Below are 15,775 nucleotides of genomic sequence, written 5' to 3'. Positions count from 1 at the left end.
ACAATTAAACGTTCTTTAAAATCGACTATTGAACTGAGGTTATCTATGAATCTTTCCGCTAAAACTGTTGTGGTTATTGCAATCGGTGCTGCTCTTTACGGTATCGGCGGCTTACCTATGTTTGGCATCCCTGTGTTTGCAAACACAACGCTAAAACCAGCCATGGCAGTATTAGCATTGTTCTCAGTACTATTTGGACCACTTGTTGGCTTCTTGGTTGGTTTTATTGGTCACTGGGTTACTGACCTATTTGCAGGTTGGGGCGTATGGCTCACTTGGGTACTTGGTTCAGGTATTGTTGGTTTGATTATCGGTCTATTCCCTTCTCTAACGCGCTACCGTTTGGAGAAAGGTGATTTCAATATGAAAGACTTCGCGTTATTCGTATTACTTGCGCTATTAGGCAACGTATTTGGTTACGGTTGCTCTGCATTCCTCGACACGATTTTATACGCAGAACCGTTCACTAAAGTGTTTACCCAGCTTTCTATTATCGCGATCGGTAACACCATTCTTATTGCTATTGTTGGCTTCTTCATTCTTAAGTCTGTCGCTAAACGTAACAAGCAAAGCCGTAACTTAACAGAGGCTTAATGTCGAATGACAATCGAATTTTCTAACTTCTCTTTTAGATATGAGTCGCTGGACAAACCGACGCTAAAAAATATCAATCTAAGGATAGAGAAAGGAGAGAAAATCGTCATTATCGGTCCAAGTGGTAGTGGTAAATCTACCCTTGGGCAATGTCTTAACGGACTGATCCCACACGCAATCAAAGGGGAAACCAGTGGAACATTGACCATCAATGGTCAAGACACCGCCCCTTTCGACATGCACCAATACACTGAGCAAGTTGGCACCGTACTGCAAGATACGGACAGCCAATTTGTCGGTTTGAGCATTGGCGAAGACATTGCATTTGCGCTGGAGAACCAGCTAACTTCAAATATCGACATGTACCCATTGGTCAAAGCCACGGCCAAAATGGTCGACTTGGAACAGATGCTAGAACGCTCACCCCACGATTTATCTGGCGGGCAGAAACAGCGTGTTTCTTTGGCGGGCATTCTCGTCGATGACGTCGATATCCTTTTGTTTGATGAACCACTAGCTGCGCTTGACCCTAAAACGGGTAAAAAAACCATCGAGATCATCGATGATCTACACCGCGAAACGGGCAAAACCATCGTAATCATTGAGCATCGTCTTGAAGACGTTCTGCATTGCTCAGTTGACCGTATTATCTTGATGGAAAGCGGCAAAATCATTGCCGATACAACGCCAGATGAAATTTTAGCGTCGCCTCTGCTAGAAGATTACGGCATCCGTGAACCGCTTTATATTTCAGCACTGAAAGAAGCAGGCTGCGCGATTGAGGGCGATGCAAAACCTTCTAGCTTAACTACCTTACCGTTGGAGCAATATAAACCGGCAGTACAAGCATGGTTTGATGGTTCAACAGCACAACCACCTAAAACGCCAGCCGAGACTTTGCTTGAAGTCCGTGGCCTCACCTATTCTTACGACGGTGAGAAAAACGCGTTAGAAGACGTGAGTTTTGACATCAAGCGTGGCGAGTTTGTCTCTGTACTTGGCAAAAATGGCTCGGGTAAATCGACCATCACCAAACTGATTATGGGCGTTATTGAAGCGGATAGCGGCTCAATGAGTATGAATGGTCAAGATCTTAACGAACTGACCATCTTCGAGCGCAGCCAGAAAGTGGGTGTGGTGATGCAAAACCCGAATCACATGATTTCCCATCACATGATTTTCGACGAAGTGGCCTTCGGCCTCCGTAATCGTGGCGTTGAAGAGAAACAAATCGACGCTAAAGTACTTGAAGTCCTAGAGCTGTGCGGTTTGAGCAAATACCGTCACTGGCCAATCGAAGCATTGAGCTACGGCCAGAAAAAGCGCGTAACCATTGCGTCAATTTTGGTCTTGGAACCAGAGCTTCTGATCCTTGATGAACCGACGGCAGGTCAGGACTATCGAAACTACACGTCTATGCTGAGTTTCATCGAAAAGCTCAATCGCGAGTTGGGCGTAACCGTAATGATCATCTCTCATGACATGCATTTAGTGTTGGAATACACCTCGCGCTCTATCGTGATTGCAGACAGTACATTAGTCGCGGATGCACCAATGACGCAGGTATTCAGCAGTCCAGAGCTACTAGACCAAGCAAACCTCACTACCACAAGTTTGTTTGAGTTGGCTACGAAAGTTGGTATCGAGGACACCAATGGCTTTATACAGCACTTTATCAATGTAGAAAAAGCGCACCGCCAACAAAAAAGCGACGACGTAAACCAACTAGAGAAAGCGGTGGCATGAAAGACAATAAGATGAAGTTTGGTATCAACTACATCGATACCCAATCGCCACTTCATAAGTTGAATGGCATTACTAAGTTCTTGCTTTTCATTGCTTGGGTAACGGTGGTATTGACCACATTTGACTTGCGAATCATCGCGCTGTTGATCGTGCTTGGTTTAGGCTTACTGAAAATGACCAAAGTGCCCTTTCATGTCTACAAACCGCTGTTATTCGGTACAGGCACGGTATTACTGATCAATGCCCTGTTTATGTTCGCGTTAGCACCGCAACAAGGTACTGAATTCATGGGCTCATCAACGGTTTTACTCTCGTTACCCGGTAATTACTCGCTCACTCAAGAGACGTTGTTTTACCTAGTAACAGTGACGTTGAAATACTTCAGCATGTTTCCAATCGCGTTGGTGTTTGTATTTACCACTCACCCGACGGAGTTTTCAGCCAGCTTGAACCGCTTGGGTGTACCTTACAAAATCGCCTATGCCGTAAGCTTAACGCTGCGCTACTTGCCGGAAGTGAAAAAGGACTTTGTTAACATCATGCACGCGCAACAAGCACGCGGAGTAGAACTGAGCAAGAAGGCTCCGTTGTTCACTCGTATGAAGAACGTCGCGAAGATTCTTGGACCTCTGATTTTCTCTAGTTTGGACAGAGCCGATCAAATCTCAAACGCGATGACGCTACGTGGTTTTGGCCGCCACTCCTCTCGCACTTGGTACAGCTTAAAACCACTGACCAAAGCCGATATGATCTGCATGGCGGTAATTGCGGTGATAGTGATTGCTGCGATCAGCAAGCGTGTGATGGACACACAACTGTTCTGGTATCCGTTTTAAACTCTGAAACTTCAAACTGAACATAACGTGGTTAGTGTTGTGACCACGTTATCTTCCGTCTTTCCCCTCGATAACTCGCCTGTTGGCTTCTTGCTTGCAAGTATTCAAAAGAAGCGGTAATTTCAGCGGCTCGCTGATGTGCCAGAAAGTTGCTTATTCAAACGACCAACATGAACTAAACTCATCAGTTTTATCAGGGGCTTAATGATCAACTGCGCACTGCCTACAATGAAAAGCCAAGTACCACTTTCAATCAACGAATCATTCAAAAAGAAAAAGCTACCAATTAAAAACCAAATAGCAATGAGTAGGTCGTTTGCAGCACCTAACGCCTCATAGCGGCGCTGAATAACGATGTGACGGCTTCCTAGATCTAAATCCAACTCTCTGCCATGTATCTGCACTGTATAGCTCCCCTCTTATTGTTTCGCGTCAGTTATGCCCAAGTTATTTCGAAATACTTAGTTCTAAACCCTAACGGACGTGGCATGCATTGACAACCATTGGGGGGGGGGGATTATCTATTTGCAATCAAAAGAAAAGGGCGCATAAGCACCCTTTTCAGCGAGTCTAATTACAGGTATTCACTTCAATGGCTAGATAGTGAGTGCCAACTTAACTCCACTTCAACAAGCGAGTTTCGTTGCCTTCTTCCGGCTTCGCTGGAATATTGAGTGACAACAGCAAGCTCACTGCTGCCATACCAGCGCCGATGTAAAATACGCTCGCAGGTGAAACAAGCCAAATGACACCAAACGTAACAGGTATTACAACTGCAGCAATATGGTTAATCGTAAACGCAACGCCTGCGGTCGACGCCATATCGGCAGGATCGGCAATTTTCTGGAAGTAGGTTTTAATCGCAAGCGCTAACGCGAAAAATAAATGATCGACAACATACAATGCTGCCGCCCACTCTGCCGTTTGCACCAAACCGTACCCGACGAACACGAAGATCAAACCGACGTATTCAAACATCAACGCTTTGCGCTCACCTACAACGCCGATAAAACGGCCTATTCGCTTCGCAAACAAGAAGTTAAAGACATAGTTAATCAGGAACAGCAACGTAATATCTGCGGCGGAGTAACCAAACTTTTCTACCATCAAGAAACCAGCGAACACCGTAAAAATTTGACGGCGTGCTCCACTCATAAACGTAAGCGCATAGTATAACCAGTAACGTTTACGCAGGATGAGCTTCTTGTTCTGAGGAACTTTTGTCTTAAATTGTGGGAAGGCAAATGCCATCACCAAAATGAGCACAAAACCTAAACCACCAGCCATTAAATAGACCGTTTTAAAATCAAGTTTGAGCTGTTCGAGCGAAACCCAAATGGCGCCGTAGGTAAACAGAGAAGCCAAAGCTCCAACAGAAATAAACTTACCCAGCATTTCTGGCGCTTCTTCTTTAGATAGCCATTGTAAAGACAAAGACTGCTTGAGTGTTTCAAAGTAATGGAAGCCGGTGGACATTAACAAGGTTGTAAAAAGTAGACCGTACAAAGTGGGAAAATAACCTGTTAATGCCGTACCAAGCGTAAGCATCGCCAAAGAGACGAGCATAAAGCGTTGCTCTCGGATAAACAGCAATACAAACACGGCGGTAAAGGCCAAAAAACCCGGAATTTCACGCACACTTTGCAATAAGCCTATGTCGGCACCATCAAAGTTTGCTTTCTCGATAACAAAGTTGTTCAACAACGCCATCCAGGTAGAAAAAGCAATGGGCACGATAATGGAAATTAACAGGAGGAAATTTTGCGGCGTTCTCCAGCCGTGCGATGAGGTAGTCATGATGTTTCCTTTAAATATGAAGGCATCATCATAGCTTTAAATGTAACAAATTCGCAATATCATTATTATTTTCAGCCCAGAGCAAGCAGATATGGCTGAGGGATATTGTTATGAAGATAAACATCGCACTTAACTCCTTGGCTAAGCGCGATGTTCAAGTATCAAGAGAAATAAAGCATGAGTAAATGTGCTCAGTGGCTTAATCAATGACTTTTACTGATAGGCGATTTTTAAATTCAAACACATGTTCTGGACATACATCCAAACAACGACCACAGCTAATGCAGTTTTGATCCATAACTCGACGATCTCCCTCTTTCAAAGGCTGCCGAAGCACTTCTGGTTCTGGGCAAACGTAAAAGCAATCCATGCATTTGGTGCAATCTTCGCGGCGAACCGCAGTAACGCGCAACAGGCTTTTTCGGCCTATCACGCCATAGGTAGCCCCCAGTGGACATAAGTGCCCACACCACCCATGCTCAACCAAGAGTAAATCCAACACGAACACCAGGGCGATCAACACCCAACCTGCGCCCATACCAAACACCAACCCGCGATGCAGTGCCGCCACCGGATCTAACCATGTCCAAAGAATTGCGCCAGACAGCGCACTGCCCAACATCAAAACAGGGATCAGCCAATAACGAATCATGGGAGACCAACGATAGCTCGCTTTAATGTTGAGCTTTCGACGCAACCACGCCGCCAAGTCTGTCACGATGTTCAACGGGCACACCCAAGCACAAAATGCGCGCGGCGCCAAAATCGCGTAAAACACCACGACAATCACTACGCCTAACAACGCATTAAACTCCGGAACATGCCCTGTCGCCAAAGCTTGAAGCACAATTAACGGGTCACTTAACGGCACAGTATCGAGCAACATACTTGATGACAGATTACCAGTTAGAATTCCCAGCGTCGGCCCAGCCATAAATAGCGCAATGATGGTGAACTGACATAGCCGACGTAAAATCAAAAACCGATGCGCGCGCCACCAACCAAGCTTTTCAAGCGCTTCTTTGCCAGCATTTTGAGCTAAATTCTTTGCCATTACTTACCTCCTTTTAGCGATTCAAGCGCACCTTCCGGCACAGGCGTCTCACTAGGGAGGATATTTTCGAGTGGTTTGTCGATCTCTTTCCAACCAAAATTGTAGTGGCTGCCCACTTTGCCTTTCGCCAAATCCGTCGGGACAACTTTAATAGCAGCGACATCCAACACGCACGCTTGTTCACACTTACCACATCCGGTACACACTTCGGAATTCACTGTAGGGATAAGTTTGGCGTGATAGCCGGTTCGGTCGTTGTGAACCATCTCTAACGTGATGGCTTCATCAATCAGCGGACAAACGCGATAACAAACGTCGCATCGTAACCCTTGCCAGTTAAGGCAAGTTTCATGGTCAATAAGAACCGCTGTACCCATTCGAGCATCATCAATATCGGTTAGTTTCGGATCCAGCGCCCCACTCGGACAAGCGACAACACAAGGAATGTCTTCGCACATTTCGCAGGGAATATCGCGTGCAGTAAAGTAAGGTGAGCCAGTCGCGACGGGTGAAAGTAATGTCGCAAGTTTCAAGGTATCGTAAGGACATGCCTGAACACACAAGCCACATCGAATACAAGCTGATTCGAAATCGCCTTCCGGCAGTGCACCAGGCGGACGAATAGGCACACCTTTGGTTTCTCGAGCTTGGCTTTGTAGCGATTGTAAGCCCAATACACACGCAGCTGCGCCAACACCAGCCGCAGTTCGAGCTGTATCACGCAAAAATCGGCGCCGACTTTGCGATATTTTAGACTGAGAGGATTTCATGCTATTTCCTCAACAAAACTCCCTTATCAAGTTAAGCATAAATAGCCCTAAACGTGTCGTTTCCCTATACCTCATAGGAGGTAACCCCATCCTCTATTGATTCAAGTCAACTGGCGCACAGTGCCGTCGTCACAGTTTGACTAAATGCGTTTATTTACTGCGACATGAAATTCACCACGATACTCTGCAGTACGCGCTATTCTCAGTACAATAATTCAACAGCTTTGCAATCTACTCGTTCAATTCGATGACAAATCACTACTAAAAATTCAAAAAAAGACATCATAACAAGCTAATTTAAAAGGTATTTATCCATTAAACATAAAAAAACACTATCCAAATAAGAAAACTGTGGTTAGATTAAAAATTAAAACTAAAAAGCGAAGGAGAGATGCATGGAAATTATCGTACGTCCAACGACCGTCGAAGACGCAGCGGCACTCGTAGAAATCTATTCACAACCAAAAGCACAACGTGAAACCCTGCAACTCCCAAAGCCTTCGCTCGCGATGTGGGTGAAAAGATTGTCAAACATACCTGATGGTGTTTATAGCTATGTCGCTGAAATAGATGGTAAAGTCGTCGGAAATATTGGCTTTCACCACTCTCTACGTCCAAGAACGATGCACACGGCATCGTTTGGCATCGGAGTACATGATAGTTTCCATGGACTCGGTATTGGTAGCAAATTGATAGAAACAGTCACTGAACTAGCAGATAACTGGTTAAATGTGAGAAGAATTCAGATAGAGGTCAATGCCGATAACGACGCCGCCATTGGGCTTTATAAAAAGCATGGATTTCAAATTGAAGGTGAAGCGATTGACGGTTCCTTCCGTGATGGTGAATTCATCAATACCTATTACATGGCGCGCATCAGACCAGGCCAAAGATAAAACAAAGCCTCCTACTAATTGGAGGCTTTTCTTTTTAAACTTCGACTCACTTTCGTAAGTAAGCCAACGCTCTGCGAGTCAATGCTTCTGTGTAGGGATTGATCTTCCAGTGGTCGGGACTCCAACCTTTCACAAAGCGCTGAAAGTCTGCCCAAGCCACAGCAAACAAAGGACGCCATTCACGCTCGACTTCATTAGGGTCAAGATTCGGTTGATAGACCATTAGCGCGTGTTGCAACTGAGCAAAATACGTATCCAAAACCCAAACTTCCATCTCTGCACAACGTTCTGGCTTAACGGCGCTACTCATAAACAGTGCCACATCTTTCATGGCACACCCACATCCAACGTATTGAAAGTCAACCGCAGCAACGCTTGATTCTTCTTCATCAAAACAGAAGTTCGCCAATTTGGCATCACCATGTACTAGTGTTTTAAACTTAGCTTGCGAAAGCGTTTGATCAATCAATTGAGCCGCATTTTGTAGCTCAGTGTCTTGCAATGCTTCAAGCTCGTCGGGTCTGGTTGCTAAGTGCCAGTATGTTCCGGTATGCCACAACTTATCCGAACGAACATCGATGTATCGCGCATGAAAGTTCGCCAACCAAGTGAGGCAGGCTTGTAGATGCTCTAGCTGTGCATCTGTGATGACTTTTGGAAAGCCCACCTCGGCGAGATCTTCCATCACAATGAGCCATTCATTCTCCGATTGGAACGTTTTTAGACCTTGTGGTACTCGGCAGCGAGTATCCACCCCTCCGGAAAAATGCTCATACCAATTCACTTCCACCTGATAAGAATGCAACTTTCTTTGATGAGAACGGTCCGTATTCCAGCCTCTAGGATGCTCTGAAGGCTTAGGGAGTTTTACATGCTTAATGATCACCGAACGAGTAGAATAAGTAACTCGGACTAACTCTCCATAGCCTCCCCATAGCGATTGTATGACTTCTACAGAGCGGTAATTACCTAGATTGAGTTCCTGGCCAATATTTTGGTAGCGTTGGTGGTTGTTACTCATCATGTGAGCAGATGTGACCACGTTTGGTTCTTCTCCATGTAGTGAATAACATATGGGCAAACTGGTTTGATTTGATAACCGAGTGACTCAATTTCTGGCAACACCGCTTCCATCATCACTTTTCCGTACCCCTTACCTCGCAGTGCTTCAGGAACAACCGTTGATGTAATGTGCATGACATTACCCTTAAGCTGATAAATTAACTTGGCTTTATAGCCCTGCTCTAAATCAACCCAGAATGTACTATTCGTGGCTTCATGAGTTACTTTATGCATATCTTGCTCTCTAATTTTTGTTACAGATTGATTGAATCAAACTATATCACTGAATAAAATCGATACCATGCGAGAGTGCTGCTTCGCCTCACGCGATTACGTTCTTACATCAGGTACGACAATTATAATGAGAAATATGAGCCCAATTGCCAGAGACGGCAAGCTACCTCTGCAAAGCAAGAAGGCACCAGAACGTCAGGCAAGTACATTAAATAGCACCGATGCAATGGCAATGGTCGAACATGGCAGTGAAGTGAGCTTAAACGTCACCACCCCCGTTGGTACAAAGTTTATTACAACCAGCACATTTGTTGGCTGTCACTCAAATAATACTGCATTGATAGAGGTTCCGAACATCTCCGATGAAGACTTGAAGTTCTATTTTCAAGAAGGCTTTTGGATCAATGTAAAAGCCTACTCTCATCGAGGTGAAGGGGCCGTTATCCCATTTCGGGCCCAATTACAGCATCGACTAGGCGATCCGTACCCAATTTTGGTGCTAGACCTACCCAACACTATGCAGGTCTTTCAGCTTCGCAAAGAAGTGCGTTACGAAGTAAATTTGAGAGCGCGTGTTTGTTTAGAAGCCTATCGAACTGAATGCGAAATAAGAGATTTATCTCGTAGTGGCTGTCGTTTTGTAACATCACCAATGAGCCGGCCACTTCAGGTTGGTGACCACGTTTCATTGGATCTAACGATGCCCGGAGAGAGTCGTATGCTAGCGCCATTGCGAGGTCGTATTTGTAATTTACAAAAATCAACGCACTATGCTCGCTACGGAATGGAGTTTGATGAGGTTGGTAAAAACAACGCTAAAAACCTCCTCAGTCACCTCAAATTTGATGGTACTAAGCTCACACTAAAAAGATAGATTTGATAACCCCTATCGCTTATCAAGAAGCTTTGAAGTGCTAGAAAACAAGAAACCCCTTACTTTTCAGTAAGGGGTTTTTATTTACTAAGAATAAGGCAGTATCTTAGATAAGAGTCATGACTTAGAAGTCGTAACGTAGACCTAGCGCTAGCTCATCTTTTTCATCAGCGCCTTCGTTATCCATTAGATCGAAGTTGTATGATGCGTAGCCACGGAAGTTAGGCTTGAAGTAGTAAGTTACATCAACAGCTAGGTTTTCTACAGTATCTGCGTCTTCTAGTTCACCTTTGTTGAACGTAGAAGTGAATACAGTTTGACCCATAGTGTAAGCAGCGGCTAGTTCGTAGCCTTTGTAATCAAAAGTCTTACCTGCAACATCCATATCCGCGCCAGTGTAGTTACCAGCGAAGTAGAAGTCACCTACAGAGTATGCAGCTACCAGCATGAACTCATCGCTGTCGTTTTGATCTGCGTAACCAGCACCTAGTTCAAAACCAGTGTTAGCAAACGCGTAAACACCAGATAGAGAGAAGCCATCTTCCTCGTTGTCTGTAAAGCCTTGTGCATCTGTTGTGCGATCAGCAAAACGGTAGCTAGCGCGTACAGCTAGTTGCTCGAATTGGCCTTTGTAAGACAGCATGTTATCTGTACGGTCAGAAACAGGCAGTTTAAGTGCTGCTGTGTTACCGTGGTAAGCCATAATGTCAGTAAAGTCAGTAAGAACCACTAGTGCACCGTCGTTTTTACCGTAAGTTACTTCACCGTATTTGCCACCCAGACCCGCATAAGCGTAACGAGTTTCAAGATCACTATTGTTATCTACGGCACCTTCTTCTTTTGTTTTGAACTCACCTTCCCAAAAACCAACGCCGTATAAGTTTTCATTGATTTCCTGTTTGCCTAGGAAGTTAAGACGGATGCGAGTACGGTCTTCTGCCTTACCATCCATCATAGAAAGACGCGCTTCAGCGCGGCCGCCCATCTCAAGAGAAGTGCCATCTTGGTTGTATAGTTCTGAAGCGACAACTTGAGATCCTGATGCCATTAGCGCCACTGCTACAGCTAAAGTTTTTAATTTCATTTTTATTTTCCATATCATTGTTTTATATGTATTTTCTCACCAGAAAAACAGGACTTTTCTGTACCAACGAGAAAACTGGCGGCATAGTAGCAGCTGTTATTTTTCACGCAACGTGTTGAATAAACAGCGCTTATAGAAGAAAACACCACTTAAAATGACGATATGAATACCTCTCAACCATCAAGTTATCGGTTGAGTTAAAAAAAATGTTCGCGTCAAAAAAAAAATTGACGAAAAAAATGTAAAAACAATATCACAAAACGTGACATTGCCCGCAAAAAAATCTTGTTAACTGACTGTTTTAGATAGACTTATTGATAATAAATCCGATTATTACAAACAAAAAAATCCCTGAGCATTCACTCAGGGATTTAGAGATTTGATAAGTAGATGATGAATTAAAGCTTAAAGAAACTTAATTGCTCTTTCTGCTTCTCTGCAAGTAATGAAAGCTCAGTACTCGCACTTGCACTCTGGCTGATGCCCGCTACGTTTTGGTTTACAAGCTCCGACATGTTAACCACGTTGCGATTGATATCTTGAGTAACTTGAGACTGTTCTTCGGCTGCGGTTGCTACTTGCGTGTTTGAATCATTGATGTTGGCGACTGACTCGGTAATTCCAACCAACGCTTCATTCGCTTGTTGCGTCAGCTCGTTGTTGCGGCTAAGCATATCAAGGCTGACTTGCATACTGTCATTCGCAAGCCCAGACTGCGCTTGAAGCTCTTCAATGATCGTTTGGATCTCTTGTGTCGAGTCTTGAGTACGCGCTGCTAGCATCCGTACTTCATCAGCTACTACCGCAAAACCACGACCAGACTCACCAGCTCGCGCCGCTTCAATCGCAGCATTCAATGCTAGCAAGTTGGTCTGCTCAGATACGCCGCGAATCACTTCAATAACATCGTTGATCTGTACAGATTGCTCTTTTAGACGCAAAACAACTTGCGCTGCATCGTTCAATGCTTGAGACATTTGCGCACTTGCTTCCGCACTTTCTTGGAAGATAGCCAAACCTGATTGAGCAAGTCCATCAGCTTCACGCGCAGTTGCGTCAGCAGAGGTCGCGTTATCACTCACATTATTCGCAGTGCTTGCAAGCTCGTTAACCGCAGATGCAACTTGCTCGATCTCCGCCAACTCTTGTTGAGCGTTCGCTTCCGCTTGCGTCATTACCGCAGCCAATTCGGTCGATGCAGATGCAACTTCCTCACTAATACGGGTTAACTGGTCCACAGTGTTGTATAACTGCTCTGCGGTTTGGTTTACATCTTTGCTCAGCTTAGAGATCTCATTGTCCCCATCGACATCTGCACGTACTGATAGATTACCCATTGCTAACTGACGCATCACTTCTTGCAGCTTTTGGATTGGTGTAACAATCATGCCAGATAGGAACCAAGCGCCTATCAATGAGAAAGCAAATACCGCTAAAACTGTCAACATAGCGTTATTTTGCACACGTTCATTTTGCTGATGACTTCTGATAGTAGATTGTTCAGCTTGCTCGTTTACATGCTTTGATAGCGTGTTAATTTGTTGGACCATTTCTCGGCCAACATTGCGATACTCTTTGACAAATGCACGGTACTCTCTATCCGATTTTAAACCTTGATCGTATTGGTTGAAGAAAGCAACTGAGCGCTCTGAATATCGCACATAGGATTCAATTGCTTGGCGAACTTTAACGGCATCGTCACGGAATAGGTTTCGGGCTTCAATTGCGCTTAAATCGGCATCAACTTGCTTTAAGCCTTCTTTCAATTCGGTTAGAAAATTCTCACGACGAGAAGCATCGTAAATAGCGTAAACCGCGCTTATGCGCAGAGGGTAAATTTGGTCGTCAATACTCGCCAATGTGTCTTTGTGAAAAACCAAAGATTCTTGGTTGGAAGCAATAACATCTTGCTCTGCTTGAAGATTGTTTTTAGTAATCCAAAGAGCAATAAACAAAACAATCGCGGTAAATAATACCGGAACCAAAATTTGCGTTCGTACTGACAAATTTTTCAGTGATAACTGCATGACAGGGCCTCAGTTGTATGCGTGATGTCTATATCCAAACAAACTCGAGCTGTGCTTATAACAACGTTACTTTTCGGCAGTTTGAATATCTATGCTTCCTTGCGACGGGATAAATCCCAGACGAATAAACAAGTGGCGAATATTAGAGGTCGATCACACTTTTGTCTAGTACAAAAACTCTCCATTTTCAATCTGTTATTGACAATATCCCGACAGTGGCGTCGGGATATTGTCGTTATGATAAATTATGATCACTTATGATGAGATACATTCACATTTAGGACGGTTTCAGCCTATTTTCTCAACGAATTGAGCTTAGCTTGAGCAAGGCCAAAAATGGTATCGATTGGATAAGAACCTTCATCAGTTGGCTCACCAGCAACTTTCCCCGTAAACAATTCGATAGCTTCAGTAACATGGTCAATCGCCCAAATATTAAACTCGCCTTTTTCGACTGCTTTCACGATGTCGGAACGAAGCATTAGATTGTGAACATTAGAGCGCGGAATAATGACCCCCTGCCCGTCATGACGACCTTTAATTACACACACATCATAAAAGCCTTCGATCTTTTCGTTTACGCCACCAATAGGCTGAGCTTGACCAAATTGATTCATCGACCCTGTTATCGCAATGTCTTGTCGGTTTGGTTGCTTTGAAAAAGCAGACACAACCGCACATAACTCAGCCATGCTGGCACTATCACCATCAACACCACCATAAGATTGCTCAAAGGTAATGGTTGTCGTTAATGGCACTCGTGCCGTTTTACCAAATACGGAAGATAAGTAGGCAGACAAAATCATTACGCCCTTAGAGTGAATACTGCCACCCAAATCCACGCTGCGCTCGATATCGATAACATCCCCATCACCGTAACACGTCGTCGCTGTGATGCGATTCGGTGCACCAAACATGTAGTCACTAGTGCTCAATACCGAAAGTGCGTTCACTTGGCCTACGGCTTCTCCTTCGGTGCGAATCAGCGTTGTGCCGTTAATAAAGGTTTCCATTACGTTATCGCGTAATCGGCTTACTCGCATTTCTTGGTTATTGAGCGCCTCTTCAACATGCCCAATACGGATCATGTTAGAGTTAGCTTGACGAGCCACGTAGTTCGACTCTCGAAGCAAGTTGGCGATATTAGCCGAATGTAGAGATAGCTTGGATTGGTCGCCAGACAAACGTGAGCTGTATTCGATGATCCGAGCAATGGCTTTGCGATCGCAATGCAGCATATTGTTGTCATGCACCACGCTAGAGATAAAGCGCGCGTAATGCAGCTCAGACTCCGGCGTACGTTTCATTTCGTCTTCGAAATCTGCCGTCACACGGAACAACTCGCTGAACTCTGGATCGTAATGTTGGAGCAATTGGTAAGTTCGATAATCACCAAATAAGATAATTTTGATATCAAGCGGAATCGGTTCAGGATCGAGTGATACCGCCCCCGTCAATGTGACTTCTTTTTCTAGAGACGTAAAACTCAATTGACGAGCACGCAATGCGCGCTTCAAACCATCCCAAACGTAAGGCTGTTCAAGTACTTTCTGAGCATCCATTAATAGAACGCCGCCATTCGCCTTATGCAAGCTCCCTGCGCGAATCAGCGAGAAGTCGGTAAACACCGTTCCCTTGAAAGTGGCAGTCTCAATCGACCCGAAGAGTGAATGATAGTTGGGATTTTCTTCAACAACGATAGGAAATTCGCTGCTTTTACGGCTTACCAAGACGTTCACTTTATAACGACGTGGCAATTTTTTATCCAAGGATGCCGTCGCAATTTCGCCTTGCTCGCCACTTTGGTCAAGGAAGATATCTGCGTTTTCAACAATATCTTTTTGCAGCTCAGTTAAGTAGGTTTTGATTTCGGAATATTGCGCGTAATCCACTTTGAGTTTTTTGATGAAGTGAGTAATCACATCAAGCGTCACTTCATCATTGAGCTTTTTGATTTTATCGCTGTATGTCTCTTCCCACTCCGTAAGCTCACGAACCATCGAGCGCAATCGCACTTCGAGTTCATCAATAGCATCGCTGAATTGCTCTTGTTCTTTTTTGCTTAGTACATCAAAAGACTCTTCCGTATGAAGCTCATCACCGTTCATGGCGACAAACTGATAATCCCCCTGCGTAGTCAGTGTTAGGCTGATGCCCTTTTCTTTTGCCTCTCGACTAATACGATCCAGCTCGTTTTGTTGCTTAGCTGCCAATTGATTTTTTAATCGCTCAGCGCGGCTAAAGTACATTTCATTGTCGAATGCTAGGGGTAAAGCATTCAATAATTTGCCCATTAAAGCTTCAATATCAACACGTAGTTTATTTCCGATACCACAAGGCAGCTTTAATACCTTTGGTGTACGGGTATCCTCAAAGTTCGCAACGTAACACCAATCAAACAGGGCTGCTGCATCGTGTTGGTGACGATTCAGATAGCGCAAGATCATGGTGCGTTTACCTAGCCCATTCTGACCAATGGCGTAGATGTTATACCCTTTCTCTTTGATGGACATCGCAAACTCGACCGCTTTTTGCGCGCGCTCTTGGCCCACGATTTCATCAATTGGAGGTAACTCCTTGGTCGACTTACATGGCATATTCTCTAGATCTGCTACAGAATATAGCTGCTTAGCTTCCAATCTTAGTATTGCCATATCCACTTCCTTTTTTCTTATTTTCGTCATTTGAGTGTAGAGATTATTTGCTTAATTTTAAGTGATTTACCTTCCACCCTAGATTGATTGGACATTTTATGAACACATAAGTGATATTAACACGCACTTGCAATTGATAATCAATTT

14 protein-coding genes are annotated in these 15,775 nt (G+C 44.4%); 5 read left to right on the top strand and 9 right to left on the bottom strand.

All coding sequences use genetic code 11. The features are described 5' to 3' along the window. The first annotated feature begins 45 nt into the window (after positions 1-45). Genes KI742_RS07330 through KI742_RS07320 form a run of 3 tightly spaced genes read left to right on the top strand, consistent with a single transcriptional unit; the run spans position 46 to position 3,176 of the window. The gene (locus KI742_RS07330) at positions 46-594 is read left to right on the top strand and encodes an ECF-type riboflavin transporter substrate-binding protein (protein WP_140348619.1); all 549 of its coding nucleotides are present in this window, start codon (positions 46-48) and stop codon (positions 592-594) included. Between the two features lie 6 nt (positions 595-600). Beyond that, a complete protein-coding gene (locus tag KI742_RS07325; RefSeq protein ID WP_285385248.1) occupies positions 601-2,340 on the top strand; it encodes an ABC transporter ATP-binding protein in 1,740 nt (579 codons plus the stop codon). Beyond that, positions 2,337-3,176: an energy-coupling factor transporter transmembrane protein EcfT gene (locus KI742_RS07320; protein ID WP_213970651.1), complete on the top strand. Its 840-nt coding sequence runs from the start codon at positions 2,337-2,339 to the stop codon at positions 3,174-3,176. The genes KI742_RS07325 and KI742_RS07320 overlap by 4 nt, the downstream gene beginning before the upstream one ends. A gap of 122 nt (positions 3,177-3,298) precedes the next feature. On the opposite strand, the gene KI742_RS07315 is transcribed toward KI742_RS07320, so the two are convergent. The 4 genes from KI742_RS07315 to napG all read right to left on the bottom strand — a co-directional run bounded on the left by KI742_RS07315 (position 3,299) and on the right by napG (position 6,797). After that, positions 3,299-3,580 (bottom strand): YrhK family protein, encoded by a 282-nt coding sequence (locus tag KI742_RS07315; protein WP_025768568.1) that lies wholly within the window; start codon positions 3,578-3,580, stop codon positions 3,299-3,301. A gap of 211 nt (positions 3,581-3,791) precedes the next feature. Beyond that, a complete protein-coding gene (locus KI742_RS07310; RefSeq protein ID WP_005375129.1) occupies positions 3,792-4,973 on the bottom strand; it encodes an MFS transporter in 1,182 nt (393 codons plus the stop codon). 199 nt (positions 4,974-5,172) lie between these two features. Continuing rightward, positions 5,173-6,027, bottom strand: coding sequence for a quinol dehydrogenase ferredoxin subunit NapH (gene napH, locus KI742_RS07305; RefSeq protein ID WP_213966374.1), 855 nt, complete (start codon positions 6,025-6,027; stop codon positions 5,173-5,175). Next, positions 6,027-6,797 (bottom strand): ferredoxin-type protein NapG, encoded by a 771-nt coding sequence (gene napG, locus KI742_RS07300; RefSeq protein ID WP_005383947.1) that lies wholly within the window; start codon positions 6,795-6,797, stop codon positions 6,027-6,029. The genes napH and napG overlap by 1 nt, the downstream gene beginning before the upstream one ends. A 395-nt stretch (positions 6,798-7,192) precedes the next feature. Between napG and KI742_RS07295 the strand changes: the two genes are divergently transcribed. Further along, positions 7,193-7,693, top strand: a complete 501-nt coding sequence (locus KI742_RS07295; RefSeq protein ID WP_205391367.1) for a GNAT family N-acetyltransferase — start codon at positions 7,193-7,195, stop codon at positions 7,691-7,693. Positions 7,694-7,739: 46 nt separating this feature from the next. On the opposite strand, the gene KI742_RS07290 is transcribed toward KI742_RS07295, so the two are convergent. Further along, positions 7,740-8,717: a phosphotransferase gene (locus KI742_RS07290; RefSeq protein ID WP_285385413.1), complete on the bottom strand. Its 978-nt coding sequence runs from the start codon at positions 8,715-8,717 to the stop codon at positions 7,740-7,742. After that, positions 8,714-8,989, bottom strand: a complete 276-nt coding sequence (locus KI742_RS07285; RefSeq protein ID WP_115386799.1) for a GNAT family N-acetyltransferase — start codon at positions 8,987-8,989, stop codon at positions 8,714-8,716. The genes KI742_RS07290 and KI742_RS07285 overlap by 4 nt, the downstream gene beginning before the upstream one ends. Positions 8,990-9,116: 127 nt before the next feature. Between KI742_RS07285 and KI742_RS07280 the strand changes: the two genes are divergently transcribed. Continuing rightward, positions 9,117-9,863 (top strand): flagellar brake protein, encoded by a 747-nt coding sequence (locus tag KI742_RS07280; protein ID WP_042521645.1) that lies wholly within the window; start codon positions 9,117-9,119, stop codon positions 9,861-9,863. A gap of 124 nt (positions 9,864-9,987) precedes the next feature. On the opposite strand, the gene KI742_RS07275 is transcribed toward KI742_RS07280, so the two are convergent. The 3 genes from KI742_RS07275 to KI742_RS07265 all read right to left on the bottom strand — a co-directional run bounded on the left by KI742_RS07275 (position 9,988) and on the right by KI742_RS07265 (position 15,628). Further along, positions 9,988-10,947 (bottom strand): porin, encoded by a 960-nt coding sequence (locus tag KI742_RS07275; protein WP_171344177.1) that lies wholly within the window; start codon positions 10,945-10,947, stop codon positions 9,988-9,990. A gap of 398 nt (positions 10,948-11,345) precedes the next feature. Then, positions 11,346-12,974: a methyl-accepting chemotaxis protein gene (locus KI742_RS07270; protein WP_206949142.1), complete on the bottom strand. Its 1,629-nt coding sequence runs from the start codon at positions 12,972-12,974 to the stop codon at positions 11,346-11,348. A gap of 293 nt (positions 12,975-13,267) precedes the next feature. Then, positions 13,268-15,628: a Lon protease family protein gene (locus tag KI742_RS07265; RefSeq protein WP_005375118.1), complete on the bottom strand. Its 2,361-nt coding sequence runs from the start codon at positions 15,626-15,628 to the stop codon at positions 13,268-13,270. Positions 15,629-15,775: the final 147 nt, after the last annotated feature.

This window comes from Vibrio sp. D417a (assembly GCF_030248595.1).
Taxonomy (GTDB): domain Bacteria; phylum Pseudomonadota; class Gammaproteobacteria; order Enterobacterales; family Vibrionaceae; genus Vibrio; species Vibrio alginolyticus.
The sequence above is the reverse complement of the archived record's forward strand: the minus strand, read 5'-3'. Positions and strand labels throughout refer to the sequence as shown.

Excerpts from the sequence above, each read along its gene's own strand:
- KI742_RS07290 (WP_285385413.1), bottom strand. The coding sequence starts at position 8,717 with ATGATGAGTAACAACCACCAACGCTACCAAAATATTGGCCAGGAACTC.
- KI742_RS07295 (WP_205391367.1), top strand. The coding sequence starts at position 7,193 with ATGGAAATTATCGTACGTCCAACGACCGTCGAAGACGCAGCGGCACTC.
- KI742_RS07330 (WP_140348619.1), top strand. The coding sequence starts at position 46 with ATGAATCTTTCCGCTAAAACTGTTGTGGTTATTGCAATCGGTGCTGCT.
- KI742_RS07265 (WP_005375118.1), bottom strand. The coding sequence starts at position 15,628 with ATGGCAATACTAAGATTGGAAGCTAAGCAGCTATATTCTGTAGCAGAT.
- napH (WP_213966374.1), bottom strand. The coding sequence starts at position 6,027 with ATGGCAAAGAATTTAGCTCAAAATGCTGGCAAAGAAGCGCTTGAAAAG.
- KI742_RS07270 (WP_206949142.1), bottom strand. The coding sequence starts at position 12,974 with ATGCAGTTATCACTGAAAAATTTGTCAGTACGAACGCAAATTTTGGTT.
- KI742_RS07325 (WP_285385248.1), top strand. The coding sequence starts at position 601 with ATGACAATCGAATTTTCTAACTTCTCTTTTAGATATGAGTCGCTGGAC.
- napG (WP_005383947.1), bottom strand. The coding sequence starts at position 6,797 with ATGAAATCCTCTCAGTCTAAAATATCGCAAAGTCGGCGCCGATTTTTG.
- KI742_RS07320 (WP_213970651.1), top strand. The coding sequence starts at position 2,337 with ATGAAAGACAATAAGATGAAGTTTGGTATCAACTACATCGATACCCAA.
- KI742_RS07275 (WP_171344177.1), bottom strand. The coding sequence starts at position 10,947 with ATGAAATTAAAAACTTTAGCTGTAGCAGTGGCGCTAATGGCATCAGGA.
- KI742_RS07280 (WP_042521645.1), top strand. The coding sequence starts at position 9,117 with ATGAGAAATATGAGCCCAATTGCCAGAGACGGCAAGCTACCTCTGCAA.
- KI742_RS07310 (WP_005375129.1), bottom strand. The coding sequence starts at position 4,973 with ATGACTACCTCATCGCACGGCTGGAGAACGCCGCAAAATTTCCTCCTG.
- KI742_RS07285 (WP_115386799.1), bottom strand. The coding sequence starts at position 8,989 with ATGCATAAAGTAACTCATGAAGCCACGAATAGTACATTCTGGGTTGAT.